The sequence below is a fragment of the Pseudovibrio sp. Ad26 genome, from assembly GCF_001623285.1.
GTDB classification, from domain to species: domain Bacteria; phylum Pseudomonadota; class Alphaproteobacteria; order Rhizobiales; family Stappiaceae; genus Pseudovibrio; species Pseudovibrio ascidiaceicola.
On the sequence record NZ_LMCE01000043.1, the window covers coordinates 72,252 to 98,715 of the forward strand.

24 protein-coding genes, 1 tRNA gene and 1 pseudogene are annotated in these 26,464 nt (G+C 51.7%); 13 read left to right on the forward strand and 13 right to left on the reverse strand.

What is annotated here, in order from left to right; translation table 11 throughout:
• Window positions 1-25: 25 nt before the first annotated feature.
• The 3 genes from PsAD26_RS06155 to purU form a co-directional block, all read right to left on the reverse strand.
• Window positions 26-439: a type III secretion system chaperone gene (locus tag PsAD26_RS06155; protein ID WP_208860224.1), complete on the reverse strand. Its 414-nt coding sequence runs from the start codon at window positions 437-439 to the stop codon at window positions 26-28.
• A 250-nt stretch (window positions 440-689) separates the two neighbouring features.
• Window positions 690-1,616 (reverse strand): bifunctional methylenetetrahydrofolate dehydrogenase/methenyltetrahydrofolate cyclohydrolase, encoded by a 927-nt coding sequence (locus PsAD26_RS06160; RefSeq protein WP_063309701.1) that lies wholly within the window; start codon window positions 1,614-1,616, stop codon window positions 690-692.
• Window positions 1,617-1,624: 8 nt separating this feature from the next.
• Entirely contained in the window at window positions 1,625-2,482 is an 858-nt protein-coding gene (gene purU / locus PsAD26_RS06165) for a formyltetrahydrofolate deformylase (protein ID WP_063301367.1), read from the reverse strand.
• Between the two features lie 375 nt (window positions 2,483-2,857).
• Here purU and PsAD26_RS06170 point away from each other — a divergent pair, with 375 nt between their 5' ends.
• The 5 genes from PsAD26_RS06170 to PsAD26_RS06190 all read left to right on the forward strand — a co-directional run bounded on the left by PsAD26_RS06170 (window position 2,858) and on the right by PsAD26_RS06190 (window position 10,531).
• Window positions 2,858-3,982: a glycosyltransferase gene (locus PsAD26_RS06170; protein WP_063295310.1), complete on the forward strand. Its 1,125-nt coding sequence runs from the start codon at window positions 2,858-2,860 to the stop codon at window positions 3,980-3,982.
• A gap of 279 nt (window positions 3,983-4,261) precedes the next feature.
• On the forward strand, window positions 4,262-5,806 hold the full coding sequence (locus PsAD26_RS06175) for an efflux transporter outer membrane subunit (protein ID WP_208985536.1): 1,545 nt from the start codon (window positions 4,262-4,264) through the stop codon (window positions 5,804-5,806).
• Window positions 5,803-6,957: an efflux RND transporter periplasmic adaptor subunit gene (locus PsAD26_RS06180; protein ID WP_063295311.1), complete on the forward strand. Its 1,155-nt coding sequence runs from the start codon at window positions 5,803-5,805 to the stop codon at window positions 6,955-6,957. The genes PsAD26_RS06175 and PsAD26_RS06180 overlap by 4 nt, the downstream gene beginning before the upstream one ends.
• Window positions 6,958-6,964: 7 nt before the next feature.
• Window positions 6,965-10,204 (forward strand): efflux RND transporter permease subunit, encoded by a 3,240-nt coding sequence (locus tag PsAD26_RS06185; RefSeq protein ID WP_063309702.1) that lies wholly within the window; start codon window positions 6,965-6,967, stop codon window positions 10,202-10,204.
• Window positions 10,205-10,456: 252 nt separating this feature from the next.
• A tRNA-Gln gene (locus PsAD26_RS06190) sits at window positions 10,457-10,531 on the forward strand.
• Between the two features lie 93 nt (window positions 10,532-10,624).
• Here the strand turns inward: PsAD26_RS06190 and PsAD26_RS06195 are convergent.
• The 5 genes from PsAD26_RS06195 to PsAD26_RS06215 all read right to left on the reverse strand — a co-directional run bounded on the left by PsAD26_RS06195 (window position 10,625) and on the right by PsAD26_RS06215 (window position 14,747).
• Complete coding sequence (locus PsAD26_RS06195) at window positions 10,625-10,969, reverse strand: hypothetical protein (RefSeq protein WP_063309703.1); 345 nt, start codon at window positions 10,967-10,969, stop codon at window positions 10,625-10,627.
• Window positions 10,970-10,981: 12 nt separating this feature from the next.
• Window positions 10,982-12,055, reverse strand: a complete 1,074-nt coding sequence (locus PsAD26_RS06200; protein ID WP_063309704.1) for a hypothetical protein — start codon at window positions 12,053-12,055, stop codon at window positions 10,982-10,984.
• Window positions 12,042-12,467: a DUF4383 domain-containing protein gene (locus PsAD26_RS06205; RefSeq protein ID WP_063309705.1), complete on the reverse strand. Its 426-nt coding sequence runs from the start codon at window positions 12,465-12,467 to the stop codon at window positions 12,042-12,044. Before PsAD26_RS06205 ends, PsAD26_RS06200 begins: the two co-directional genes overlap by 14 nt.
• The gene (locus PsAD26_RS06210; RefSeq protein WP_063309722.1) at window positions 12,460-13,971 is read right to left on the reverse strand and encodes an FAD-binding oxidoreductase; all 1,512 of its coding nucleotides are present in this window, start codon (window positions 13,969-13,971) and stop codon (window positions 12,460-12,462) included. The genes PsAD26_RS06205 and PsAD26_RS06210 overlap by 8 nt, the downstream gene beginning before the upstream one ends.
• Window positions 13,972-14,084: 113 nt before the next feature.
• Window positions 14,085-14,747: a DUF4386 family protein gene (locus PsAD26_RS06215; protein ID WP_063309706.1), complete on the reverse strand. Its 663-nt coding sequence runs from the start codon at window positions 14,745-14,747 to the stop codon at window positions 14,085-14,087.
• Between the two features lie 327 nt (window positions 14,748-15,074).
• Between PsAD26_RS06215 and PsAD26_RS06220 the strand changes: the two genes are divergently transcribed.
• Both PsAD26_RS06220 and PsAD26_RS06225 read left to right on the forward strand, forming a co-directional pair.
• Window positions 15,075-16,619, forward strand: a complete 1,545-nt coding sequence (locus PsAD26_RS06220; RefSeq protein WP_063309707.1) for an AMP-binding protein — start codon at window positions 15,075-15,077, stop codon at window positions 16,617-16,619.
• Entirely contained in the window at window positions 16,619-17,122 is a 504-nt protein-coding gene (locus PsAD26_RS06225; protein WP_057464785.1) for a GNAT family N-acetyltransferase, read from the forward strand. Before PsAD26_RS06220 ends, PsAD26_RS06225 begins: the two co-directional genes overlap by 1 nt.
• Before the next feature lie 35 nt (window positions 17,123-17,157).
• Here PsAD26_RS06225 and PsAD26_RS29635 read toward each other — a convergent pair whose 3' ends face one another.
• From PsAD26_RS29635 to PsAD26_RS06240, 4 genes are all read right to left on the reverse strand, one after another.
• Window positions 17,158-17,301, reverse strand: a complete 144-nt coding sequence (locus tag PsAD26_RS29635) for a hypothetical protein (RefSeq protein WP_193758262.1) — start codon at window positions 17,299-17,301, stop codon at window positions 17,158-17,160.
• Between the two features lie 133 nt (window positions 17,302-17,434).
• Window positions 17,435-18,598: a glutathionylspermidine synthase family protein gene (locus PsAD26_RS06230; RefSeq protein ID WP_063309708.1), complete on the reverse strand. Its 1,164-nt coding sequence runs from the start codon at window positions 18,596-18,598 to the stop codon at window positions 17,435-17,437.
• Window positions 18,599-18,614: 16 nt separating this feature from the next.
• Window positions 18,615-19,286, reverse strand: coding sequence for a PspA/IM30 family protein (locus PsAD26_RS06235; RefSeq protein ID WP_063309709.1), 672 nt, complete (start codon window positions 19,284-19,286; stop codon window positions 18,615-18,617).
• Window positions 19,287-19,299: 13 nt separating this feature from the next.
• On the reverse strand, window positions 19,300-19,737 hold the full coding sequence (locus PsAD26_RS06240; RefSeq protein WP_084403593.1) for a DUF2170 family protein: 438 nt from the start codon (window positions 19,735-19,737) through the stop codon (window positions 19,300-19,302).
• Window positions 19,738-19,982: 245 nt separating this feature from the next.
• On the opposite strand from PsAD26_RS06240, the gene PsAD26_RS06245 reads away from it, so the two are divergent.
• The 5 genes and pseudogenes from PsAD26_RS06245 to PsAD26_RS06265 all read left to right on the forward strand — a co-directional run bounded on the left by PsAD26_RS06245 (window position 19,983) and on the right by PsAD26_RS06265 (window position 23,993).
• Window positions 19,983-21,038 (forward strand): ion channel, encoded by a 1,056-nt coding sequence (locus PsAD26_RS06245; RefSeq protein WP_063309710.1) that lies wholly within the window; start codon window positions 19,983-19,985, stop codon window positions 21,036-21,038.
• On the forward strand, window positions 21,019-21,666 hold the full coding sequence (locus tag PsAD26_RS06250; protein ID WP_063309711.1) for a DUF2491 family protein: 648 nt from the start codon (window positions 21,019-21,021) through the stop codon (window positions 21,664-21,666). Before PsAD26_RS06245 ends, PsAD26_RS06250 begins: the two co-directional genes overlap by 20 nt.
• Window positions 21,667-21,671: 5 nt before the next feature.
• A complete protein-coding gene (locus PsAD26_RS06255; protein WP_063298146.1) occupies window positions 21,672-22,094 on the forward strand; it encodes a DUF350 domain-containing protein in 423 nt (140 codons plus the stop codon).
• Window positions 22,095-22,111: 17 nt separating this feature from the next.
• Complete coding sequence (locus tag PsAD26_RS06260; protein ID WP_084403594.1) at window positions 22,112-22,678, forward strand: DUF1190 domain-containing protein; 567 nt, start codon at window positions 22,112-22,114, stop codon at window positions 22,676-22,678.
• A 154-nt stretch (window positions 22,679-22,832) separates the two neighbouring features.
• Window positions 22,833-23,993: pseudogene (locus PsAD26_RS06265) on the forward strand (IS30 family transposase).
• A gap of 205 nt (window positions 23,994-24,198) precedes the next feature.
• Here the strand turns inward: PsAD26_RS06265 and PsAD26_RS06270 are convergent.
• Complete coding sequence (locus tag PsAD26_RS06270) at window positions 24,199-24,972, reverse strand: arginase family protein (protein ID WP_063309713.1); 774 nt, start codon at window positions 24,970-24,972, stop codon at window positions 24,199-24,201.
• 447 nt (window positions 24,973-25,419) lie between these two features.
• On the opposite strand from PsAD26_RS06270, the gene PsAD26_RS06275 reads away from it, so the two are divergent.
• Window positions 25,420-26,361, forward strand: coding sequence for a serine hydrolase (locus PsAD26_RS06275; protein ID WP_063309714.1), 942 nt, complete (start codon window positions 25,420-25,422; stop codon window positions 26,359-26,361).
• Window positions 26,362-26,464 lie beyond the last annotated feature (103 nt).

Genomic DNA, 26,464 nt, shown 5'->3' on the forward strand with positions numbered 1-26,464 from the left:
AGCACTCAAAATCGGCATTACGCGTTTATACGAAGTCATTCTGAAGTAAGGTGTTTGTGCCTTCAGTAAGCCAAAAGGCGGCTGTCGAAACCACATCAATCAGCCGCTCTGGAATCGTATCGGCGTGCACATCAAAAAGGCTCCAACGCTCGCAATAAAGCGCCTGCATCTTGTCCTCATCAATGGCCAGACGTCCCGCTGCGGTTGATGTGCCAAGGCAGTTTGCAGCAAGCATTGCTTTCAGGATGTGAGGCTGGTTGATGTCCAGGTCCGGCAGATAAAAACTGAATTCCAGATTGTTGCCGTCAATGCGGCTCATCACACCAGAAAAGCTGCCTTCAAAAAGAAGTGCCACATGCCCGGCCTCATCAAACATCAACTCTGGCAGACCAAGCGTCTCGCGAATAACTGGGACGATACGGTCCACGTTTTGCATCATGTATGCCCTCAATACCGGTGCTTGAGAGGAAGCTAGCGAGTCACCAGTACCTGCGATGTGCTGAAAGGAACATTGGGCCGGGAGAATGCAAATAAAACAAACTGCTGCAAAGCACAGTCGCATTCTGAACTTAAACATCACTACAAATAAGAAAGGCCCCGAAGATGTTTCGGAGCCTTATCAATAAATCTATTTCAGCTGAACAAGCGCGCCTGAAAACAGAGAATGTTTGTCTGGCTGGCGCAATGCTCTAACTGTTCAGGGCCTCAAAGAGCGGTGGCTCTTCGTCCAGTCCCATCAGGCGGCGTGCAGCAGTCAGAGTATTGCTCATCAACATCGCGATGGTCATAGGTCCCACACCACGTGGAACAGGTGTGATGGCAGCTGTATGGCCGAGGGCTTCATCAAATGCCACATCACCCACCAGACGGGTCTTGCCTTCGCCCTTTTCAGGTGCAGGAATGCGGTTGATGCCCACGTCAATGACAGTTGCGCCCGGCTTCAGCCAATCACCCTTGATCATCTGCGGACGCCCCACTGCAGCAATAACGATGTCTGCAGAACGAACCACATCGGGCAGATCTTTTGTGCGGGAATGCGCAATCGTCACGGTGCAATGCTCTTGCAACAGCAATTGAGCAATCGGCTTGCCCACAATGTTGGAACGCCCGACGATCACAGCCGTTTTGCCGGAAAGGTTATCGCCAAGCGCTTTCTTTGCCAGCAGCACGCTGCCCGCAGGAGTGCATGGCACAAGCGCGCGGTCCGTATTGCCGCTGCCCAATAGACCAACATTGATCGGGTGAAACCCATCAACGTCTTTCTCAGGCTTGATAAGGTCAAGAACCTTATTCTCACTGATGTGCTTTGGCAGAGGCAGCTGAACCAGAATACCGTGAATGGTTTCATCCTCGTTCAATGATGACACGAGAGCCAGAAGCTCTTCCTCACTCACATCAGCTAAAAGTGTGTGCGTGACGGAGTTGAAACCACATGCTTTCGCGGTTCGGCCCTTGTTGCGTACATAAACCTGACTGGCAGGGTCTTCACCCACAATCACAACAGCCAGCCCCGGCTTGATACCTGTCTCAGATTCAAGCCGTGCAGCACGCGCAGCAATCTCGTCGGTTACAGATGCAGCAATGGCTTTGCCGTCGATAATAAGAGCCTCACTCATGGCAAGTCCTATTTAAAGATCACGGTACGGTCACCGTTAAGGAGAATTCGGTGCTCCAGATGATAGCGGACAGCACGAGCAAGAACCTGACTTTCCGTATCACGCCCCTGGGCGATGAGTTCGTTCACCGAATGGAAGTGTTCAACCCGGCTCACGTCTTGCTCGATGATTGGTCCTTCGTCAAGGTCTGCGGTCACATAGTGCGCGGTGGCACCAACCATCTTGACGCCGCGTGCATGGGCCCGGTGATACGGTTTTGCACCTATAAAACTTGGCAGGAAAGAGTGGTGGATATTGATCACCTTGCCTGCAAGCTTCTCACAGAGCTCATTGGAGAGAATCTGCATGTAACGCGCGAGCACCACCAGATCGATGTTTTCGCGCTCTACCAAATCAACAATCTGGACTTCCTGTTCCGCTTTGGTCTCTTTGGTCACTGGCAGATAGTGAAAGGCAATCTGCTCATGCTCAACGCGGGACTGATACTTAGTGTGGTTGGAAGCAACCGTCACAAGATCCATCGGCAGCTGTCCAGTGGAGTTGCGGTAGAGCAGGTCGTTCAGACAGTGCCCCATCTGTGAGACCAGCACCAGAACACGAGGTTTCTTGGAAAGATCATGCACCTTCCAGTCAAAACCATAGCCGGTTGCAACAGGGCCAAAGCCCTCTTCAAACTGTTCTTTGATCATCCCGTCCGGTGCGTTGAAAGAGATGCGCATAAAAAAGCGATCTGTCTCTGCATCGCCGTACTGAGCGCTTTCACAGATGTTGCAGTTTTGAGAAGCGATTGAGTTTGCAACCGCTGCCACGATCCCTTTTCTGTCTCCGCAGGAAAGGGTGAGCACATAGTTGGCCTTGGTGTTCATAAGAGGCTTAATCTACACGTTTGAACTGAATTTGCTGCCGCGCACAATAGGCGGGAGTACCTAATTTTTAAAGGGTAAATCAACACTGGGACGCAGAAAAAAGCATTGTGCTGCAACAATGTGATTCTTTTTCATACTCACGGTAGAAACCACTAAAACCACTAAGCTTGTGCAGACAGATCCAGATACACAGGAGATAGGGTGCCAAGTAGAGAATTACCCTGATAAATGCATTGGGAGATAATTGGGTATCAAATCAACCAGATTGAGAACAACACCGTAGATTTCTAGATTGAGCTTCGGTGCGTGCTCTTAAAACCAGATTTTCGAGTGTCTGGAGGCGCATCTGTTCGACCGGTGGGCCGGGGGCGCGTCATGAAGCTCTTTATAGTACAGGAAAGCTTCCTTGATGAAGACATTACTGAGATCACCGAGGTGGTCTCCAACGGCCTTGCTGCGCGTCAACACAACATCACTCTGATCACTCTGACGGGCAAACCAAGAGACCTTTCCCACTACTCACCGCGAATTACGCCGGTCTTTCTGGAAAAGGCCAGAGCTGCAGCCGCAGCAGCAGGGGTTGCCAGACTGGTCGAGAAAGAGAAGCCGGATATCATTCTCTCTCACGGCACAGGCAGTAACATAGCTTGTCTGTCCGCGGTCAAGACACGCTCGCGTTTGAAGGTGCCTGTGGCGATCACGCTCCATTCGTCGGTTAACATTTCAGATCGTCTCGCACTGAAAACCCAAAAGAGCGCAGCCACCATAGCAGTGCCGCTGATTTACAGTGAAGCAGAGCGGGTGATCTGTACGCTCAAGTCTATCGAACATGTCGTTGATCTTTGCGAGCAGGTGCCCAAAGAAAAGATCAGTGTCATCTACAATCCTCTTGTCGAAATGAATGTGTTTGAAACGGCAGCAGAGCCGATTAAAGAGGAGTGGTTCGAAACGCACGGCACCAGCAAGGTGATAAGCGTCGGGGCCCCGTCCAGTCGCAATGCCCATCACCAACTCCTCCGCGCCATGGCACTCAGCCGTTACAAGGATAATCTGCGGGCGTATCTGTTGGGTAAGGGAGAGGAGCAGGAAGAACTCCAGCTGCTGGCATCCAATCTGGCACTCGATGATATCGTCACCATGCCGGGCGAAGTCGTCAAACCGGAGAGGTTCCTTAGAGCAGCCAATGTGTATGTCTCAACATCTCAACAAGACAGCGTGTCCGGCGAGTTGGTGCGTGCAATGGCCCTGGGAACACCCATCATAGCGCTCGACAGTGGCGCTGGTGCCCGCGAAGTGCTCAGCGATGTCCGCAATGGCTGGCTCGTTCCATCAGGTGATGCGGACAAACTATCAGAAGCGATCCTCGCCGCAGTGAAATGCGACAGATCTGACGACACTTTGGCCACCAGAGCACGTGATTTCTCTCAGGAACGTGCAATTGATGCCTATGAGAAACTGCTCCTCTCCATGATTTCTGAGCGTGTCACAGATCTGCACTAAGAGTGACCTCCATGGAATTTTCAGCCTAACTAGTTAATATAACTAGGTAAAATAGGGTGCCTCACGTCATTAACGTGGGATAACCCGGCACAGACCACAAGCGTGTTTGACCTGCAAAATCTGCATCAAGTACCATAAGGTCAGCCGTGTTCTTGGCCAGTGTTTGAGTGTGCGTACAGCTTCGTTCTCCGCTAACAATAGATACAGGTCATTGGAGCACCACTGTTGAGTGTCTGGTTCGGTTTTTGTAGCAAGACGAGGAGTTCTCCTGCGCCTACGGTGCGTCGGCGTTCCTCTCTTATGCTGTTCTTCCTGCTGTCAGCCTGCATGGTAGGCCCGGATTTCAAAAGGCCAGAGCTCTCACCAGAAGCCAAGTTTACCCGCAATGATCCCGGAGCAACTGTGTCCGCAGACATACAAGGCGGAGCCTCTCAATCCTTCTCTACCCAAAGAGATCTGCCAGGCGAATGGTGGGAGTTGTTTGAGTCAAATGCCCTCAACACGTATGTCAGCCTTGCCGTCGCCAACAGTCCCACAATTGCGCAGGCAGAAGCCAATCTCAGACAGGCACAGGAAAATGCCTATGTGGCTGGTGCTGGGCTCTACCCAACCGTCACTGGCAATGCAAGCCGTAACAGACAGAAGTTCCCCATAGGTGGCGGCGGAGCAAGTGAGATTGTTGCGAACCTGAACCCTTTCTTCACGACCTACAGCTTGTCATTGGCCATCTCCTATACACTTGATGTTTGGGGGGGCACACGCCGGAACATTGAATCTCAGGTCGCTAACATTCAGTACTCGCAGTTTCAGGTCGAGGCAGCACACCTGACGCTCACATCCAACCTGTTGAATGCCGTCATTTTGGAAGCCTCACTCAGAGGTCAGATCCGCGCAACTGAAGAGATAATCAAGGCACAACAGCGGCAACTCTCCATTCTCCAAGCACAGTTCAGGTTAGGCGGCGTGGATGAAAGTCAGGTCCTGCAACAACTGGCAACGCTTGAGCAAACCAAGGCGACTTTGCCACCACTCCAGCAACAATTGGTGGTGCAGAAAAATCAGATCAAAACGTTGGGCGGCTTCTACCCCACCCAGGACATCGTGAAGGAGTTTGATCTCTCTGATCTGAAACTGCCAAGAAAACTGCCGCTAAGCTTGCCTTCGCAGCTCGTAGCGCGAAGGCCAGACATCCGCTCTGCTGAGGCGCAACTCTGGCAAGCCAGTGCCAACATCGGTGTTGCATTAGCCAACCAGCTCCCAAGCTTCCAGATTACCGGCAACGTGGGCAACGACTCCGACGTGTTCAACCGTCTGTTCTTCTCCGGAACGGGTGCCTGGCAAATAACAACATCCGTAGCTCAAACCGTGTTTGATGCTGGAGCGCTCAACAGTCAGCGTAAAGCTGCGGTTGCAGCGTTCGAGTCCTCTGCCGCTAATTATCGCGAGGTTGTGCTGACCGCATTTGGCGACACCTCCAATGCGGTCAGCGCTTTGAAGAATGATGCCCGCGCCCTGAAGGCCAGTCTTGCAGCCGAACGCTCTGCCAGAAAGAGCCTGCGCCTGACCCAGCAACAGTACAATTTAGGCGCTATCGATCTCACAACACTGCTGCTTGCAGTCCAAACCTATCAGCAAGCGAAGATAAATCTGGTGCAGGCACAAGCCGCACGTTTCACAGACACTGTCGCACTGTTCTTTGCGCTCGGCGGAGGGTGGTGGAACCGTCCCAATGCCGCACCAATAAGGGATGGAAGACCTCTGACCATCATCTCGGCTGTCCCGCCGTTCAATCGCAAACAGATTCAGCCGGTGAACCAGCCATGAATGAACGCAAAAAGCCCAACACCAAAAAACACATGATCATTATGCTGATTTGCGTCGGTATAGCGTTTGGTGGGCTCTACGGATTTCAGCTCTACAAATCCAGAATACTTGGGAAGGTCGTGTCAGGTCTGCAAAACAAGATCGAGACCGTCTCCTCCTACAAATCCACCAAACAACTCTGGACCGAAAAAGTCTCGGCAGTTGGCACGCTTGTAGCAATCATGGGTACTGATTTGTCGCCTGAACTTCCCGGTACGGTGACCCATATCAACTTCGCATCTGGTGAGGACGTCCAGAAAGGCGCGCTGCTGATTGAGTTGGATACCACACAGGAGATTGCGCAACTAAAGTCCTTACAGGCTCAGGAAACTCTGGCGCGTCAAACACTGGACAGAGACCTGAAGCAATACAAAGTCAACGCCGTCAGCAAACAGCAGATCGATTCCGACTGGTCGAGCCTGAGAGACTTTCAGGGACAAGTGCAAGACCAGCTTGCGATCATTGCCAAGAAAAACATCCGTGCTCCATTCTCAGGCCGTTTGGGCATCCGCCAGGTTAGCGTTGGCCAGTATCTCAATGTGGCCCAGCCCTACGTCAACCTTCAGCAGCTTGATGATCTCTTCGTTGATTTTTACATCCCCCAGCGCTTTCTGGGCACCATCAAGCGCGCTCAGGAAATTGAGGTCTCGGCTGATACCTATCCGGGAAAGTCCATCAAAGGCAAAGTGGTTGCCATAGATGCGCAGGTTGACATCAACAACGGCAACGCCAGAGTACGTGGTCGCTTTGCAAATCCGAATAAAGAACTGATCCCGGGCATGTTCGTCGATGTGCAAACAGTGATATCTGCGCCAAAAGAGCAGGTCACAGTGCCGCAAACGGCAATCACCTACAACTCCTATGGGGTCAACGTTTATGTGCTGACTAAGACCGACGAAAAGCACATGGATAAACCTGTCTACACTGCCAAGCAGCGCTTCATCGAGGTCGGTGCAAAACGAGGTGACCAGATCGTGATTTCAAAAGGTCTTAAGGTGGATGAACTCGTAGTGAGTGCAGGGCAGCTCAAGCTCCGCAATGGCTCCAAGGTCGTCATCGACAACTCAGTGCTGCCACTCAATGACCCTGACCCGAAACCCGTAGAGCAATAGGTGGGCCATGAACAGTTTCACAGAAATTTATGTTCGTCGCCCCGTTCTGGCCTCCACCATCAGCCTGATGATTTTGGCGCTGGGCTTGCGCGCAATCTTCTTACTACCGGTGTTGGAGTATCCAAAGACGGAAAACGCTGTCATCACCATTTCAACCACCTTGTTCGGCGCCAGCGCTGAGACTGTCGCGGGCTTCATCACCACCCCGCTGGAAGAAGCAATCGCGCAGGCCAACGGCATCGACTACATGACCTCGACCAGTGCCAGCACGGTCAGTACCATCACAGTCAATCTGGTGCTCAATTACGACGCGGACAAAGCCCTTACGGAGATCAACACTCACATCAGTTCGGTGCTGGACCAGCTGCCGCAGGAAACGCAGAACCCGGTACTCACAATTCAAATCGGTGAGACCATCGATGCTATGTACATCGGTTTCACATCCGACGTGATCGACCGTAACCAGCTCACGGACTACATCGTCCGTGTTGTTCAGCCTCAAATACAGGCGATCAACGGAGTTCAAACCGCCGAACTTATTGGCGAAAAACGCTTTGCAATCCGCGCCTGGCTGTATCCGGATAAACTGGCTGCCTATGGCCTCACTGGCACAGACATCGCAAATGCTCTGGCCCGCAATGACTTTATCTCCGGCGTAGGCAACACCAAGGGCCAGATGGTGCAGGTGGAACTCACTGCCAACACCAATCTGACAGATGTTGAAGATTTCCGTCAGCTTGCTGTGGCAGAAAGTGATGGTGCGATCATTCGCCTGCGTGATGTGGGCAGAGTGGAGCTGGGGTCAGAAGATTATAATCTGGCTGTGCTCTATTCCGGCAAGGTGGCCGTGTATATTGGGGTGCAGGCCGCGCCAGCCGCAAACGTGCTTGCCATGTTGGACCAAGTACGTCAGGTCGTGCCCAAAATCCAAAATGGAATGCCCCCGGGACTGGAAGCACGGATTGTCTACGACTCCGGTCTCTTTATCAACGCCGCAATTGATGAGGTAATCAGCGCCCTTCTTGAAGCATTAGTGATCGTAACCTTCGTGGTCTTCCTCTTCATCGGCTCCCTGCGCACGGTGGCCATTCCCATCATCGCGATCCCGCTATCGCTCATAGGCACCTTCTTCATCATGCTGGTTTTGGGCTACTCCATCAATCTGCTCACACTCTTGGCCCTGGTGCTCGCCATCGGCCTCGTGGTGGATGATGCAATTATCGTGGTGGAGGACGTGGAACGACACATCTCGGAAGGCAGTACCCCGTTTCAGGCTGCTATTCAGGCCGGACAAGATCTCGGCAGACCCATTCTCGCGATGACGGTCGTGCTTGTAGCAGTGTATGCCCCCATTGGCTTTCAGGGCGGTTTGACGGGAGCCCTGTTTACAGAATTCGCCTTCACAGTGGTTGGTTCGGTGACCATTTCAGCCATTGTAGCGCTCACTTTGACACCCATGATGAGCTCCAAGATCCTGAAAGCGAGATCACAGGAGACCTCAGGCTGGGATGATGCCATGACCCGCACGGTTGATGATATCTACGACCGGTTCCGCAAACGCTACTTGCGCGCCTTGGAAGCCTCACTGGACAACAGACTGGTCGTGCTCACCTTTGCCTTTCTGATCCTCTCCAGTATCCCAGTGCTCTATTCCACCTCGCAGCAAGAGTTGGCACCGCAGGAAGATCAGGGCCTTGTTCTGGCCCAGTCAACACCAGCGCCTTCGGCCACCTTGCAGCAGAAGATGCTCTACACAGAAGAGATCTATCGCATCGCCCAGAAATATTCTGAGGTTGAAGGCGTGTTCCAGCTGGTTCTCTCTTCCAGCGTACTCTCAGGCGTGCTGCTCACTCCATGGGATGAGCGCACCAGGACCGCCACTGAGCTGCAATACGCCATGCAGCCCCCAATGGAGGGTGTGGCAGGCTTCAAAACCGTGATGTTCCAAAACCCACCCTTACCGGGCAGCAGCGGCTTGCCTGTGCAGTTTGTCATCAAAACCACCCAACCCGTCGACAAACTCAATGTCGTTGGATCTCAAATACTGGAAAAGGCACAGGCCACCGGCAAGTTTATCTTCATTGATAAGGATCTGAAGATCGATAAACCGCAGGGCAAAATCAACATCGACCGTGACCGCGTTGCCGAGCTAGGCCTCACCTTGCAGGATGTAGGACAATCCCTCACAGCGCTCATGAGTGGTGGTTACATCAACTACTTCGATTTTGATGGCCGCTCTTACAGGGTCATCCCGCAAATCATTCAGTATGATCGCCTCAATCCGGAACAACTGTTGGATACCTATATTCGGGTGCCAAACAGCTCTGCATCTCCAAGCAGTGCAGCTGTCAGCAGTGCGGCGCAAAGCGGAACCTCGTCACCCAGCTCTGCCGCCAGTGCGTCGGCAGCAGGAGCATCAGGAACGAACACAAGCAGCAATGCCCCGCGCAGTACAATCGTGCCGCTCTCCAGCGTTGCAACGTTGGATATGGAGGTTACGCCAGAGTTCATCCCGCACTTCCAGCAGCTAAACTCCATGACACTCTCCGGCGTGCCCAGTTTTGGCGTGCCTTTGGCCGAGGCCTTGCAAGTCCTGCAACAAATTGCAGCAGAAGAACTGCCAGAAAGTTATGATGTCGACTATGCTCAACAGTCGCGCCAGTTTGAGCAGGAAAGCAGCGGTTTTGTCGTTACTTTTGCCTTTGCCTTGCTCATCATCTTCCTGACGCTTGCAGCTCAGTTCGAAAGCTTCCGCGACCCGATCATCATTCTCATCTCGGTCCCTATGTCCATCGCAGGGGCTCTGTTCTTCATCAACATCGGGTTGGGCGGCGCCAGCATTAACATCTACACGCAGGTTGGCATCATCACGCTTATGGGCCTGATCTCCAAGCACGGCATTTTGATTGTAGAGGTTGCCCGCGAACTTCAGGAAAATCAGGGTGCATCCAAACGTGAAGCTGTGATTGGCGCCCTGCAAATCCGCCTGCGCGCCATCCTGATGACCACCGCCGCCATGGTGCTTGGAGTGATCCCGCTGGTGCTGGCAAGCGGAGCAGGCGCAGCCTCTCGTTTCAACATGGGACTGGTAATTGCGACTGGTCTTTCCATCGGAACACTCTTCACCTTGTTCGTTGTCCCCAACGTCTACATGCTCATCGCACAAGATCGTTCCAAACTGCCACAACCCGATGATAAAGCGGAGGAATTGCCAAAAGGAAACGGTGAACCTGACCCGACCTCTTAGTGCTGTCTGACAGGTGAAACCCTCAAAACGGCAGAATTCTGGGAGGTTTCAACGCTCCAAGAAAAAGAGATAAGCGGTTTTCAGATAAGAATTTACAAAGGCAATAGCTCGAGGCAACAGGCCAGTTCCAGCACTCACACAATCCGCTTTTATGCTCACCTGTGGAACACTTGTAAGTTTCTCACAGCAAAAAGAAATTGAGTGGTTGCCTATTCCAAATCATAAAGCTATAACCCGCCCCACACACAGCGATGGGGTGTAGCCAAGTGGTAAGGCAACGGTTTTTGGTATCGTGTACCGTAGGTTCGAATCCTACCACCCCAGCCATTTTTTCCTGAAAATTTAATTCGGTAAATTGTAGCGTAAGCATAAGTTTGCAATCTGAGAACTGTTACGCTGACTAATTTACCAACAATCCAATCAGTTGCCTGAGAGTCCTGCGTTGGCAGGGGGAGGGCGCTTGCGATTTGGTTTAGAAATCTCTGAGAGATTAATACAGCTGCCGTTTGAAGAGGGAAGTACCGCCCAGGCGCCAGCCTCGTAAAGGTGGGAGGCAAGCTGTGGTTCTTCACTCGCAAACACCGCGATCTTATCGTCGTAACTCAGAATCCTGACTGAAGCCGGAAGCAGTTCCATCTGTAGGTTTTGCGGAAAGGGCACAGCCACTTCATCTGCATTGCCAAGGATTGGCACGGCGAGCCCGATGGCGCCCCATGCCAATCCGATGAGAACGAGGATAAGAGCTATTTGCTTTGACTTGTGCAAACCAGAGTTCCGCTAGTAATCGTAAATGTGCTCAACAATGACGCCTTGCTGCGCCAGTTCCTGAAGTGTCCGCGATAGAGCTGGAACCTTTGATTCTATCAGCAATCTCTGCTGATTGCCCGTATTCCTATCGGTTTCAGACAGGATGGAAGCCGCTGACAAACTCGGTTTTTTTGCGGAACCTCCAGTAAGCGCAGACATTAAAATGTCATCGTTGCCAGCAATCTCGTGGAACATGACGCCGTCTTGCGAAAGGCGAAGCACAAGCTCAGTGAACTTGCGATACCGGGGCGTCTGAATAATGAGTTTATCATCAAGCTGTTTAACCACCGCTAGATCATACTCTGAAAGAACATCTTGGCTACCCGGACTGCTGATGACGGACTGCATGGTCAATTCATCATGACCAATCGTGTCCACCGCAGCCGCTATGGCTTTGGCGTACTGCGCCTTTGCCCACCACTCCAGATTCAATGCAAACCACCGTTCCCAACTCCGTACGCCATCATCGGTTGTTGCGGCGTTGAGTTTTTGACGCGCGCCTTCGAAGTCAAACCTATACCAGGGTGTCTGGTGGAGGAATTTGGCATAGTCTGCTGAAACGCTGTACTCAAGCTGGTCCTGCAACGACGCATTGTTCGTGCTGGTCGCTGCTGCCAGCCTGCCCAAAGTCTCTTCATAGGCCGCTTTCATCAGCATCTCGAAGGAGAAGCTAACCCCGATGGTGTAGATGGTGGCTTTGGTGTCAAACTGAGCCGCCCCCCGCGTATCCGCTTCACTCTTCAGCGCACACAAACTGGACCAGAAGCTGCCAATGGCATTCAGATAGTTGAAATCGTGCGGCATGCCGTTTGCGAGTGTGGCGGCATAGTCCTCATAAGCATAAACAATGTGCCATTCCGGGTAAGTCAGAAAACTGCGGGCTTCCTCGCGCCTGTGAGCAGGCTCCAGTAGACTCTGGTAGTTATCGGCAACTTGTGGTGACGTGCAGGCCTGCTCCACGTATAGAATGGGCGCTGCAGCACCAACACCAATGACCAGAACCAAACATAAAACGCCGATGGAGAGCCGTTTAAGAAGCTTCACGTTGGCTCTCCCTTACAAACTTCTCACGTCCCCAAAAGCTTGCTGCCAGAGCGAAACCGCCGAGTGCAAAGTGTGGCAGGTTCGCAAGAATTTTCAGGCCGAGCGGGAAAGATTGGAACCCGATCGTAAAGATCGCAAAATCCAGATAACCAGACCCCGTCAGAAGCCCGAACACAGCATCCGCTAAATACAGAGCGCCGAAGTAGCGTAGGAATATTCGCGATGCATTTTGTGAAATCAGAGCAGCAACAAGAGCCCATGTGGCACTTGCTGCATGAAGGCTGTCATCAAACAGATCCAATGCAAATATGCCGAAAACATACCCATTCTCATCAGGAATGCCTGGAATGTAATTGAGAGCTGTAACAGCGAAAAGGATCAAGGCATAAGCAAATGCAATTTTTCTATACATTCAAAGGCTCCTTCGCAGACATGTACGTATCCCAAAGTTGATTGGTGAACCTCATCTGAGGGTCATATTTCTGCTTCAGCGCGATGAATCTTTGGTGGTCAGGGTAGGCACGCTCAAACTGGTCCTGCGTTGCGTGCAGGCGGTAAGGCAGATAATAGGTTCCGCCAATTGCCAGTGTGCGCTCGATAAGGGCGCGGGTCATCCTTGCCATATCCGCTTCGCCGCGCTTCGACTTTTCCTGAGAGAAAAGCATTACAGCCGCAATCCGGTCTGTTGGGGCAAAAGGCAATACACTCTGCGTGTCTTTGCGAACGTAGCGCAGGGTGATGTTGAGCAATTCCTGATAGGAGGAAGGAATGACATCCTGACAAGCCTTTATAAACTCCGCAAACCGTGCAGGTTCAACAAAGTATTCGTGCAAGATATCCGTTCTGTTGGGGTCTTTATCATCCAGCGTAATAACCGGCTCATTGAGCAAGCTATTGCGAGTAACGGGACCACTGCCTAATGAGGCGCCAATGCCAGTTTCAATATCCCAGCGCATCCTCTTGATTGACTCGGAATGCAGCTGACCTCGGAAAATATGCCGGGAGGCCTTGCTGATAAAGCCAGAACCACTTGCCGCAGGCAGGTCTGACTGATCTTCATCCGGGCGATAGACAATCAGTAATGAATCTTCAAAGAAGCGATCAATATCAATGTTCATGCGGCCATAGGCCATCTGGATGGACGGATCTTCCGTGAGCACCTCTTGCATGCGCAAACCATATTCGGCAGAGGGCAATTCGATGAACTCGGGAAGCAACCGACTGTTTGGAACCATCTCCAGCTCCAGTTCGGTGATGATGCCAAAGAGCCCGTAACCACCCATGGCAGCGTTGAACAGCTCACTGTTCTCAGATGGGCTGCAGCGCCGTGTCTGACCATCTGCAAGCACCATTTCCAAAGACCGAACCGTTGACCCGCACCCGGAAAACGGAACTGGCCAGCCGTGAGCATTAACGGAAAATGTGCTGGCCACGCCAAAGTCATTGTTGGACTGCATCACAGCAGGTGAAAAGCCATTTGCGTCCAGTTTTGTGATTACTTCATACCACCGCACGCCACCTGAAACGGTGTAAGTTTTGCGCTCTGGGTGAAGCTCAATGGTCCCGCCATGCAATGAAAGGGCAGCCCCATTGGTTGGCAGAGACTGTCCACCCATTGAATGGCGGGCAACACTCGCCATCGCAGGGTGATTTTCGTCGGCCGCCTGCTTCAATTGCGCTGACAGCTCTGTGCGCAGCGCATCGCTGGAAAGGCCGGAGAAGGTCTCGTGCTTTTTGACAGTTACTTGAGTAAGTTCGCCAGCGTCACTCAAAATAGTGTCAGCTACTTCATTTTGCGGATCTTCTGGGAGTGCGCCGCCATAGGACCGAGGGGAGGGTGAAAGAAAATGATACCCGGCAGCACCTGCAAATGCTGCGCCACCAAGAAGAAATGCTCTTCTACTGATTTTTCCCATAAATGCCTCTGCAATAATCAAATGAATATCCATCACAGGTAAGTGTTACCTGTTACAAATGCAACTAAGACCTATTCGCAGACCGTTTCTTCAGGCTGTAGGGGAATAATTTTTTACGCAGAAGCTTCACCATGTCTGAGCAGATACACGCCTGTCCAGGTGAACCAGAGAATGAACCCAAGCCCGAAGATGATGCCGCCCAAGTCGCTCATACCCGGAATAACCGTTGCAATTCCGGCCAATCCTACGATGATGCCAAGCCAGCCAAGGCCTTTGGAGAGGCTGGAACCGCGCAGACCCGCCCAGCACAGCAGCAACACCCACAGGCCACCGGTGATCTCATTGCCGCCGCCAATGCCTTCCTGCACATTGTTCAGGGTTGCCCACATCACCAGTGCTTCGTCATGGTCCAGTGCATAGAGCGCTGAAACTTCTGCCAGAGAAATGTTGGCTAGCATGCCACTGGCCAAAATCAGACCCGCCCAGATCAACCCGAAAGCAGCGGCGACCTGAGAGAGCCCCGGTGTTGCAGCTTTCAGCCGGTCATGCAGCGCAATCACCAGCACTACCAGAAACACTGCATTGACGATGTAGATGATGAAATTCCAGAGATACATAAGGCTCTGATTGGAAACGATGAATGCCAGCAGGTTCGCATCACTGCCGTCTTCGCCAAAGCCAGCGTCTGCCAGTAAAGTCGTTAAAAGAGCAAAGCCAATGATGTAGGTGGCCGCTTCAATAAGAGATGCTATTCCGCCAGCTTTTTGAAGGTTCATCACAAGCGTCCTTATAAAACCACTAGTTGAATTTATGCAGAACATGGGATGTTCTGTGCAGCAAAGAAATGTAAAGTGCAGAAAGCCGCAGCGTAAACTTGGAAATTGCGTTAAACAAGAGGCGTATACCCAGACTTGCAAAAAACTATAGTATGCGCATCTTAAAGTTTGAGTGAAGCTGCCAACCAAATTTCGTCACCACGACGCTCCCAGACCAATAACAATACGTGAGTGAACAGTGCGTTATCGTCATGAACTGCAAGGCGATGAGACGGCGGCAGCAGGATTGCTTTTGAGGAAAGTAATCTGATTTGAGGGGGAGACCGAATGAACCTGGCAGAGTGGCTGACCCGTACAGCCAGAATAACACCGGACGCACCTGCGCTCTTTAACGGAACGCAGCTCGTAGCTACCTATGGCGAGTTCGGCGCGCGCTCCGCAGCCATCGCAGGGGCACTGCAAAACAATTACGGTGTAGCCAAGGGCGACCGCGTTGCCATCTTCATGAAGAACCGCACGGAGTATCTGGAAGCGAGCTACGGCATCTGGTGGTCCGGTGCTGCTGCAATCCCGATCAATGCCAAGTTGCATCCCAAAGAAGCGGCATGGATCATCGAGAACGCGGAAGCCACCACCGTCTTCATCTCTGATGATGTGGGTGAGGATCTGATCAGGGAAATCGACCAGTCCAAAACCAAGGTTATCTCGGTAGATCAGGACAGCTACAAACAGATGCTCACCGCAGAGCCTTTGGCGCAGCCGGTGCCCATTGATGCGCAGGACATGGTCTGGCTGTTTTACACCTCCGGCACAACAGGCCGCCCTAAAGGGGTGATGATGTCCTCGCAAAACATCCAGAGCATGATGCTCGGGTATTATGCAGGCATTGGCACACCAACGCACGAAGACGCCACGCTTTACGCAGCTCCCATGTCCCACGGAGCGGGAATCTACAGTTTCATGCACATTGTGGCTGGTGGTCGCCACGTTTGTCCGGTCTCTGGTGGGTTTGACGCTGCAGAGATTCTGGAGATCGCCCCACAGATCGGCAGGATCGCCATGTTTGCGGCACCCACAATGGTACACAGGCTGGTGGAAGTGGCCAAAACCACAGGCGCAACGGGCGAGGGGCTGGACACCATCATCTATGCTGGCGGACCAATGTATTTTGCTGATATCGTTGAAGCCGTTGACGTTCTCGGCCCACGCTTCGCACAGATCTACGGGCAGGGCGAATGCCCAATGGGTATCACGGTCCTCAGCCGAGAGCAGGTCTGCGACAGAAAACATCCCCGTTGGGAAGAAAGATTGAAATCAGTTGGGGTAGCTCAAGTCGTCTCGAATGTCCGTGTGGTAGGAGAGGACATGAAAGACCTGCCCGTCGGTGAGATTGGCGAGATTGTCGTGTCTGGTTCGGCGGTCATGCTAGGCTACTGGCACAATGAGGAAGCAACCGCTTCCACGATTGTCGATGGTTGGTTGAAAACAGGCGACATGGGTGCGCTGGATGAGGATGGGTTCCTCACCATGCACGACCGCTCGAAGGATATGATTATCTCGGGCGGGTCCAATATCTATCCTCGCGAAGTGGAAGAGATCCTTCTGCTGCATCCGGATGTATCTGAAGTCGCAGTTGTCGGTCGGTTCCATGAAGAGTGGGGCGAAGAGGTGGTGGCAATCATCTCGCCAGAGAAGGGAAAGACCGTCGCTTTTGCAGAGCTGGATCAGCTGTGCATTGATAACATCGCGCGTTTCAAGCGTCCGAAGCAATACGTCGCCATGGATCAGTTGCCCAAGAACAATTATGGCAAGATCCTTAAGCGAGACTTGCGAGAGATGTTGAAAGGCCCGCAGAGAGGTGGATCAGTCTGATGAAGTCCTTTGAAATTCGTAGTGCTCGCTCAAAAGATATCCCGCAGATCGGAGAGGTCGGTCTCGCCTCATGGAAACGGGGCATCGGCCCCCACGTGCCACAGGTTGCTCACGACACCATGAGCAAAGCCTCCTTCACCGATTTTGCAAGCGCCTGTCTGGATCAGATTGTGGTGGCAGTCAAAGAAGATCGCGTGCTCGGCTTCGCAGCAACAGAACATGCCGACAACTTCATCACCGATCTCTGGATTGACCCGGACTACGAGAGCAGCGGACTGGGCACCGCATTGGCAGAAGAAGCGGAACGCCGCATCGCCGCCCGTGGCTACCACACCGCAGAAATCTCGGTCCTCATCCAGAACGAACGCGCTCTGGGCCTCTATCACCACATGAGATACGAGGACGTACGCGAGGCCACCAAGTTCGACGAAGACCTCAAATGCGAAATCACCTACATCCGCCTCCGCAAACACCTCCCATTCTACGCAGAAGAAATCGCCTGAGGTCTTCCCTCAGGCATGCCTTCTTTGCGGGGGAACTAATAAAAGCTCAAACTGAAGAGCCCTTTGCTGACGTTGATTGGAATACAAAGCTTCGCAGAAGCGGCAAGTCGCTCGTGACCAAAAGCTGCCATTGGTGCTGTTCCTCGGCAGTCGCAGCCAATGTTTGACTTCAACTTCAAGACGATCTCCTTAAATTTCCTGTGAAAGCAGTGGTAGATCATCTGTTCCCATGAGTTGACAAGCGCGATACTGACTAACTGTCGTTCGCAGCAGGCAAACAGTATGAAAAAGTTAAGGTGCCTCAATTAAGCGTTAATCGCAAATATAGTGTGGCACAAACCTTGATAGATCTTTTGTAATCTGGGAGCGGTCTTCGCGGATGCCGATGCCTGCGGGCTCGTCACCAATGACCCAGGATCCGATTACCGTGAAGTCTTCACCGTATTGCGGGACTGGGCAATAGGCTTGCTGGATGAAGCCCTCAACACCGTATGGGCCTTGCGCTTCCTCGGTGACTTGCGCTCCCTCCATAATGGAGACGTTAGCCCCTTCTCGGCTGAAGATGGGTTTTCGTACATAGCGGTCGGTGAGATCGCTCTTGTCTTCATCCTGCTCAAAATAGGATGGCAACAGGTTGGGGTGGCCTTTGAACATTTCCCAAAACAGTGGGAGCATGGCCTTGTTGGACAAAATGGCCTTCCAGGGAGGTTCGATGAGGCGCATGTTGGTTTTGGGCAGGATAGGCCCGTAAGACTCACGGAACATGTCTTCATAGGGATAGAGCTTGAAGAGGTTTTCGATCACGTACTCTTCTTGATCCGCGAACTGGAATTGCTCATCTACGCCAATATCTTCGATATAGACAAAATGGTCCTGGAGACCTGCCTGACGTGCGCAGTCTTGCAAGTAGCGCACGGTTGCGCGGTCTTCAATGGCATCCGTCACGCAGGACAGGTGCAGGTGGTCTCCAGCTTCTAGAATCTTTGAGAGGCGGCTGATCAGCTTGTCCTGAAGTGAGTTAAACTGATCGGCTTGCTGCGGGATCCCGCCGCGGGAGAGCTGGTCTTCCAACCAGTTCCACTGGAAGAAGCCTGTCTCATACAAAGAGGTTGGTGTATCGGCGTTGAACTCCAGCATCTTTGCAGGACCGTTGCCATCGTAGACAAAGTCAAACCGCCCGTAGAGCGCTGGCTCGGAGTTCTTCCATGATTGCGCGATCCAGTCCCAGTATTTCTCTGGAATTTGTAGCGCACGCATCATCTGCTCATTTTGGACGGCTTTGTTGACGAGTTCCAGACACAGACCATAGATCTCTGCTGTTACGTCTTCCAGATCGTCCTCGATCTGCCTGAGTGTGAACTGGTATGCACGGCTTTCATCCCAATAGGGTTCGCCGTACATACTGTGAAAATTGAAGCCTAACGTTTCTGCCTGTTGTTTCCAGTCGGAGCGCTCAGGCAACAATATTCGTTTCATAAATCAGCTCAGATTCTTACAGTGCTTCAAGAAGTTTTTGCACGTCGCCCTGTCCCGGACGCTCAAGGCGCTTGATCTTCTCTTCAAGGTCTGCCCCGCTATCAACCCGCGCTTCCTGCTCGGCAGCTTCAAGCATAGCCTGCTGGTGGGCTTGGCGCTGTTCAAGACGGTCAAGGCTGTCCACCGCGCTTGCCAGTTTGCCATTGGAGGCCACTGTGCTGGTGGAGGAAGCTTTTTGAGCATTGATCAAAGCTTCGGTTGCTTTGGCGCTTTCAATCTTTCGGTTCAGGTTTTCAATACGATCCTGAGACTGACGGATAGAAGCATCCATTTTCTCTTCGGTGGATTTGTACTGATCCGCCAGATCCTGTTCAGAGATCGACTTTTCTTTCAGCTTGAGAATGCTCTCAATGATCTCGACAGCCAGTGCTTCATCACCGGTTGATTTTGCGGTGCGCGCGGCGTCTGTACGGCGCTGTACTTCGCTTTCCAGCTCGGCAACGGAACGCTCTTTCAGCACCCTGTTGGCGGTCATGCGCGAGCGCTCGTCCTTGGCCTTGGCGATGGCGTCTTTCGCCTCGCGAATTTCCTGTTCCAGAATTACCATCAAGTTGGAATCCTGAATGCTCTCAGCTGCGTTGTTGGCATGGCCCTTCACCGCAGAAAACAGTTTGCCCCAGATGCTCATAGATGCCTCCTGATTATGCGCTGGCTTTTGGACCGAGTTCACGGGCCAGTTCGATTGCGTTTTCTGCGATTACTTTGAATTCCCCGACGATCTCAGAAATCGGAGAGGTGGAGGACATGGTGCCGAACAGCTCATGATACTCACGGTGGCCAATCTTCTCGATGGAGAGGGCGCTGAGCGGCATGAGTGTACGGTGAGAGCGCAGCATCAGTGATTCAAACGCTTCCGGATCTTCCAGCTCATCGCGATCCCAGAGCACGGTGGTAGTGGTGATTTGTGCAGTGCTGACAACTACAAAGAGGACGACATCGCCGATGCTCTTCATGTGAACTTCAAAAACATCCTGTGCTTCAGGTGCAGCAACAAACTCCATTTCCTCTGAAAGGCCTGCTGCGCTCTTCAGCGCTTCCAGCAAACTTGAGGCCGTCCATTGGCTAACCGACTGAGCCATTACAAATTCTCCAATTCAAAACCGTATGGGTTCAAAGCGCTTTATAAGATGCGAGTCTTTAGTAGATTACCACCCGACTGTCTTGAGTGGGCTCAGAGAATGCACTTATTTAATACAAATAAATGCTTTTCCCTATTCACCAAGTCAATATAATTACCTATTACTCACGGGGTTAATTTCAATAGTTCGCCACAAGTTTCTTCAGTGACCGTTCTATGGTGTACAGGCGACAGGACGTTTTATCAGTGCCAGTTATACAGCGGATATATTCCAAGTTCTATGAGCACCTTGTTGAGCTGCGTCTTTGGGTGCTGTTCTCGCTCATAGGCGCGTATCTGCTGATCTCGTGGTTACTGTTTGTGTGGGCGGGTGAGACAGATCTGGTGTCTGACCCTGTCGTATTCCTGTACTTTGCCTCCACCACGGCCTCAACCGTCGGCTACGGTGATCTGTCACCGGCAACAGAGGCTGGACGGCTGATTTCGGCGCTCTGGTTTGTGCCCGGTGCACTGCTTATTTTCACGGCTGTGTTGAGCAAGCTCACCAGCTCTCTCGTTCAAGGGGTAAGACGCATGGTCGATGGCAGAGGTAACTTCAAAAGCCTTACGGGTGCCACAGTCATCATCGGGTATCACAGGGACCGTACCGAGCGCATGATTACAGACCTGATTGCAGGCAGAGACAACGACACCAAGATTGTGCTGCTTGCCACCTCCGCCGATATCACTGTGCCTGAAGGGGTTCGTTATGTGCGCGGTGACCGGCTCGATACGCTGGAAACACTGAAACGGGCTGCGGTGGAGTATGCTGAAAAGATCATCGTTTATACCGAGAGTGATGCGGAAACCTTCAACACCTGCCTTGCTATCCGAGAGCTTTCCGGCAACGTACATGTTGCTGCCTATTTCGGTGACCGAGACACAGCTCGTCGTGCAACCAAACTGGCGCATGTGGAAGCAGTGGTTTCGAGTGCAACGGAAACGCTTGTGCGTGCTGCGCAGGATCCAGGCGCAAGTCGGGTCATCATGGCGCTGAGCAGCGCAACGCACAATGCCACCATTTATTCTGGTGTTCTTGAAGGGACACGGGCGTATCTGGCTGCGGAAGTTGAACAGCAACTTCTTTCGGTCAATGCCGTTTTGCTTGCTGTAGGACAGAATGGAGCGGATGATGTGTCTTTCAAGCCATTTCCACGTGATTTGGGGGGCGGTACCACCGTCTATTATGTGGCTCAGCAACGTCTTGAGCCGGAGACATGGTCTCGTTTAATGGAGAAGCTTGATGCTAAAGTTCTGGCGTAAATCAAAAGTTCAAAATGAATTACCTGAAGTGCTCGGCATCACCATTGGCAGGGCTGTTACTGTTGACAGTATCTCCGTTAAGCTGCTGCCTCAGGACAGTTTGATCGAGGTGCCACAGCTGACGTTTTCAATTGTTGCGCAAGGCCATTGCGATCTTGGCGAGCAGTCACATTTGCACCGTTTCTACCCGGATGACGACGCCGTTCTCTTGCAAATTCAGGGAGGGGATGGCGTCACTGATGAGCGTGTTGACGAGATCATGCTGTGGTCTTACTACGATGTTCAGTACCCCAGTACAGATCACCAATGGCGCGAAATCCATCGATCTATCTGCCAAAAAACCTTTTCACTCTCCAGCCCTCAGGGCGATGTGCTGTTCGAGCGGGCATGGTTTGACAGCTCTGACCAGCCGGAAGAACCCATGCAGTACTGGGAAAGTGTGAGTGAAGATCGTGCTGGTAAATCTGGACGTAGAATTTTCCAGAGCGCTATGTTGTTCGCACGAGAGCTAAGCGACGGCAAAGACGAGATGTTACTGGTAAACATGGAAGAGGTGGAAGGTACAAACGAGCGCAGTGTGGCCTTTATGCTCGGGCGTAGTCTTTCACAACACGAATTGCATATTTGATCTTTATGGAGAATATTTTGGCTGAACTTCAAAATTCCTTATTTGGCTTACTGCCTTTTCTGGCCTATTTTATTGTCGCCGTTGTGATGCTTGTGATTTTCGTGGCGATCTACAAGTTTGTCACTCCTCATAAGGAAATGGCACTTATCAAAGAAAATAATAGTGCTGCCTCTCTCTCGCTCACAGGCACTGTTCTTGGCTTTTCCATTCCTATCGCAAGCGCCGCTGCCAACTCTGTTGGCTTGATTGATTTTGCTGTTTGGGGTGTTGTTGCAGGTGTCCTGCAAATCATCACATTTTTGGTATTCCGAGCGTTCTACCCGCAAGTCTCTAGCAGAATTGAAAAGGGTGAAACCGCAATTGGTATCCATCTTGGTGGCGTTTCTATTAGCGTCGGACTTTTGAATGCCGCTTGCATGACCTATTGAGCCTTGGAGGAAACCAGATGAAACGTTCAGGACCTCTAAAACTCGTAATCATGGCAACAGCTGGGGTGTCTCTTGCTGCTTGTGATAAGTTCGAGGAAAAGGCAGACGGACAAGTTTTTGTCGATCAGGAGCAGTGTGTTTCTGCTGAGCAATATAGCGTGAATGAATGCACCGCAGCCTTCAAGGTTGCCAAAGATGCAGACAATGCCTCCGCACCGCGCTACAATACCAACCGCCTTTGTGAAGATCAGCATGGACGGTATGCATGTGTTCCAGCGCATGGGACTGGAACCTCGTATAGCAGCTACTTTGTTCCAATCGCGGCTGGATACTTTATTGCTAATGCTGCGCAAGGTTTGTCTGACTGGAAGTATCGCGTTCGCCCTGTTTATCCAGATCGCAATCGACGCCATTTTTACACCAGCAGCGGATACCTTCTCGACATGTCGTCGAGCAATCGTTCAGCTCGTATTCCTAAAAAAGCGACGGCAAAACTCCCAAAACCACCCAAAGTTCAGACCAGAACCTCCATCGCGTCCCGTGGTGGCTTCGGATCCAGATCAGGCCGTGGATTTGGCGGGTAATAACGATAACAGATGAGGCGCTGTATATGTCGATGCCTCATCTAATTAACACCTTCTACGAAAACTGCCTCAACTCTTGATAGAACTGCTTGAATGTCCGCAGTTGGCGGTGGGTGCAACACTTTAATCTTTAAATAGAGATGGAGTGTTCTACATGAAGTATCGCCGCCGTATTTACTATTCTTCCGCACAACGAACACAGATTTGGGATCGATGGCAGCGGGGAGAGGCGATGAGTTCGATTGACCGCCTGTTTGACCGAAACTCCTCCTCGGTATTTTCTGTCATTTCGCCAACCGGAGGCATTCGCCCTACCGATCGGCATCGTGGTAAGCTGGCGCTAAGTTTGAAGGAGCGTGAGGAAATATCGCGCGGTCTCAGCATCAACGCCTCTTTACGATCTATAGCCCGCAAGTTGAATCGGAGCCCGTCTACGATCAGTCGCGAGGTGCAGCGAAATGGTGGTCAGGTCGCTTATCGCGCAGCAGCGGCGGATCAGGCCGCCTGGGACCGCGCTCTGCGGCCCAAGGCATGCAAACTCGCTTGCCATCCTTCTTTGAGCCACGCAGTATCGGTGAAGCTGCGCAGCAAGTGGTCTCCAGAACAGATTTCTGGCTGGCTCAAACGTAGCCTTCCAGGAGACGTAAACAAGCAGGTGTCCCACGAGACGATATATCGAAGCCTTTTCATACAGGCCTGCGGCGTATTGAAGAAAGAACTGCTGGACCATCTGCGTGCTAAACGCACGATACGCCGGTCCAGACACGCAAGCCTCAAACGAAAAAGGCTAGGCCAAATTAAGGATGCTGTTTCGATCAGCAAAAGGCCTGCTTGCGTAGAAGACCGTGCAATACCAGGGCATTGGGAAGGCGATCTGATCGGAGGATCCAAGAATAGCTATATCGCCACTCTTGTTGAGCGGCAAACACGCTCTGTCATGTTGATCAAGGTTGCCAACAAAGACACGAGCAGTGTTATTTCCGGGTTGATCAAACACACCCACAAATTACCCAAAGAGCTATACAAATCCTTGACTTAGGATCGAGGCAAGGAGATTGCAGATCATCTAAGCCTGACATTAGTAACGGATGTTGCTGTATACTTCTGCGACCCACATTCACCGTGGCAACGCGGATCAAACGAAAACACGAACCTCTTGCTGCGGCAGTATTTGCCCCGTGGCACTGACTTATCTGTACACACGCGGCCTGAACTTGATGCAATCGCAAGACAACTCAACGAACGACCATGCAAGACCTTGCAATATCAAACTCCAGCTGAGAAGTTCTCACAGTGTGTTGCCGCGACCAGTTGAAACCACCGGACAAATTTCTAGACATTTCTAGCATGTAGTAGCGTGACCATTGCGGATTTTGACTTTGAGCTAAGACAGTCTCAATCCAAGTAAAAGATCAACTTAAAGTCGATATCAAATATCTCGTTGCTCGAGGCAGAAATACTGGTTCATTTCGTTTCCACAAACGGATTGCAGAACGAAGTCGCCACTCGGATGGCATCAATCAACGTGCTGCAGAAACAATAGAAGAAAGCAGTTTCTGGCAAGCGCGCCCCGTTCTTCCATCGTGATCCAGGTATCCGTTCCATCCGCTAAGTGAAACTGCGCATATTGAGTTCCGCGCCGCGAAGGTCATGCATTTTTCGATGGTCTCAGAGAGACTGGGGCCGTTGGGTACTGGGTAATTGTTTGCGGGTACGTCCTCTGCATCGATAATGTCATTGTCGACATGGAGATAGACCTGTCTGTCGAATACTAACTCGTCCAGACTGTCTAAAGATCTACGATTTATCTGAGATGATCCGAGGGCAACTTCTTCAAACGGATCAAGGTCGCGAGCACCAATCAACCATACGTCTTCTTCTAGGACTGGTGTTTGCCCTGATTTCTGAGCAATCAAAAGGTCGCCGCGTCCAACCATCATCGCTAATGGCATGCCGCCCAAAAAGCCCGAGGGAGATGTCTCGAGAGTGTTGAAATCTCCATGAGCGTCAAGCCAGACGAGTATCGGCTCCAAGCCCGCTCGCTGCAATCCTGCCATGACCGGCAGGCTTGCAGCACAATCGCCAGCAATTGAGACAGGAACTCTGCTCTGCTTGACCACTGAACATACGAAATCAGCAATTGGGCGATGTACCTTGGATAAGCTTTCTGGTGTTCTGTCCACTACGCCTTCGGAGTCATTGGTTGTGTAAGACAAAGGCAACGGCACAGCTTCTTTCAAGCGCTCATCGCGTTCATCGAAGAAAAAGGGAGTGACAAGCCAGTTTGCGTTCATTTCGTTCTTTTAGCGTCCCAGCAGCTACCATTCAACTTCTGATTTGGCCCGCTCTTCCGTTGTTCATCCAGTTACTATTGTCGTAAGAGCTCTATTGCATCACTTCTGTGGTGTCGCCTTAACCAATGATGGAACCGCTCGATGGTCTGCTGATGGCCCGACACTCCAGTTATGGGCTGTTGCCCCTCAAATCATCACGCCTGCCACGGATCACGGCAAAATCTCTGCCTTTCCAGTTCATATGCCCACATTGCCAACGGTACTTCTTGTTCCTAGCAGTGCTATCAACCAAGAGAAGCATGTTACACTCGCTACTGTGACTGGTGCCAACCTAAGTGATTTCATTGCAACGTCGGCATCATTTAAAGGCCTTGGAGCACGGGGACATGTCTTGTAGGTGGCTGGAAATTGAATTCCAAGGGCTGAATTTTTGGGAGTGTACTTAGCATGAATCGCCGTTATCTGTTAGTTGTGCTAGCCTTCGTATTGATTGCTGCATCCGTGCTGACTTATCTCATACAGACCGGAGAACGTGGACTAGGACGTCAAGCGCGGCCTACCCGAAGTTTGGGCGTGATTCAACTTGACGCAACTAAAATAAAGAATTTAGGTTGGGATGCAAAAGGGTTGGATGTAGTTTTCAACTACGCTGCTAGTTTAAGCACAGATTCCTTCATGATCATCACCGATGGTCAAAGAGTTGGTGCCTTCGGTGATCTTTCAAAACCCTACAGTATTCATTCTATAAGAAAACCTCTTCTAAGCGCTCTATTCGGCCAGAAACTGGCTTCGCCTACAAACAAACTGCACCCTGATGCCACACTTCTGGAGCTGGGAATTGATGACGCCCCGATTTCGCTGACGGAGTTGCAGCGACAGACAACCGTGCGTCATTTGCTGCATAGTGTTTCAGGTATTAATCACCCGGCTGCCGCATCGGGTAGTCTGCAAGCAGATATCGACAGGCGTTTGGGACACACAGAAAACCAGCTAGGTACTATCTGGGCTTACAACAACTGGGACTATAACGCGCTGACGACTGTTTTTGAAAATACAACAGGCTCCGAGGTTGCAGAGGCGTTTGATATCGGGATAGCACAACCAGTCGGAATGCAAGATTTTGAACGCTCCGCCGTGTCTTATACCTTTGATCCTCAGCAGTCTGAGCATAGGGCGGCGATGTTCAAAATGTCTTCGCGTGACCTTGCAAGAATTGGAAATCTCTATCTCAATCGCGGACTTGCTGGCAGACAACACATTCTTGAAGAAAACTGGACAAGCCTCATTACGTCTGATTTCACTGAAACAGGCCTTGGCGGATTGCGAGGGGGGCATGGATATTTGTGGTGGATACCCAGCCCCGAGTGTTTGTCCCGGAGAGATGGTTGACGTTTGTTCGGGGACATGGGTGACGGTCATGTTATGATGTTAAGTCGATTTTTGCGACTGTGTTTGCTGCAAAACATACGTTGAAGATCTCAGGTTTGTCTGA

Bases quoted from the DNA above. Each gene is read 5' to 3' on its own strand.
- PsAD26_RS06155 (WP_208860224.1), bottom strand. From the start codon at position 439: ATGATGCAAAACGTGGACCGTATCGTCCCAGTTATTCGCGAGACGCTT.
- PsAD26_RS06160 (WP_063309701.1), bottom strand. From the start codon at position 1,616: ATGAGTGAGGCTCTTATTATCGACGGCAAAGCCATTGCTGCATCTGTA.
- purU (WP_063301367.1), bottom strand. From the start codon at position 2,482: ATGAACACCAAGGCCAACTATGTGCTCACCCTTTCCTGCGGAGACAGA.
- PsAD26_RS06170 (WP_063295310.1), top strand. From the start codon at position 2,858: ATGAAGCTCTTTATAGTACAGGAAAGCTTCCTTGATGAAGACATTACT.
- PsAD26_RS06180 (WP_063295311.1), top strand. From the start codon at position 5,803: ATGAATGAACGCAAAAAGCCCAACACCAAAAAACACATGATCATTATG.
- PsAD26_RS06185 (WP_063309702.1), top strand. From the start codon at position 6,965: ATGAACAGTTTCACAGAAATTTATGTTCGTCGCCCCGTTCTGGCCTCC.
- PsAD26_RS06205 (WP_063309705.1), bottom strand. From the start codon at position 12,467: ATGTATAGAAAAATTGCATTTGCTTATGCCTTGATCCTTTTCGCTGTT.
- PsAD26_RS06210 (WP_063309722.1), bottom strand. From the start codon at position 13,971: ATGGGAAAAATCAGTAGAAGAGCATTTCTTCTTGGTGGCGCAGCATTT.
- PsAD26_RS06215 (WP_063309706.1), bottom strand. From the start codon at position 14,747: ATGAACCTTCAAAAAGCTGGCGGAATAGCATCTCTTATTGAAGCGGCC.
- PsAD26_RS06220 (WP_063309707.1), top strand. From the start codon at position 15,075: ATGAACCTGGCAGAGTGGCTGACCCGTACAGCCAGAATAACACCGGAC.
- PsAD26_RS06225 (WP_057464785.1), top strand. From the start codon at position 16,619: ATGAAGTCCTTTGAAATTCGTAGTGCTCGCTCAAAAGATATCCCGCAG.
- PsAD26_RS06230 (WP_063309708.1), bottom strand. From the start codon at position 18,598: ATGAAACGAATATTGTTGCCTGAGCGCTCCGACTGGAAACAACAGGCA.
- PsAD26_RS06235 (WP_063309709.1), bottom strand. From the start codon at position 19,286: ATGAGCATCTGGGGCAAACTGTTTTCTGCGGTGAAGGGCCATGCCAAC.
- PsAD26_RS06240 (WP_084403593.1), bottom strand. From the start codon at position 19,737: ATGGCTCAGTCGGTTAGCCAATGGACGGCCTCAAGTTTGCTGGAAGCG.
- PsAD26_RS06250 (WP_063309711.1), top strand. From the start codon at position 21,019: ATGCTAAAGTTCTGGCGTAAATCAAAAGTTCAAAATGAATTACCTGAA.
- PsAD26_RS06255 (WP_063298146.1), top strand. From the start codon at position 21,672: ATGGAGAATATTTTGGCTGAACTTCAAAATTCCTTATTTGGCTTACTG.
- PsAD26_RS06260 (WP_084403594.1), top strand. From the start codon at position 22,112: ATGAAACGTTCAGGACCTCTAAAACTCGTAATCATGGCAACAGCTGGG.
- PsAD26_RS06270 (WP_063309713.1), bottom strand. From the start codon at position 24,972: ATGAACGCAAACTGGCTTGTCACTCCCTTTTTCTTCGATGAACGCGAT.
- PsAD26_RS06275 (WP_063309714.1), top strand. From the start codon at position 25,420: ATGAATCGCCGTTATCTGTTAGTTGTGCTAGCCTTCGTATTGATTGCT.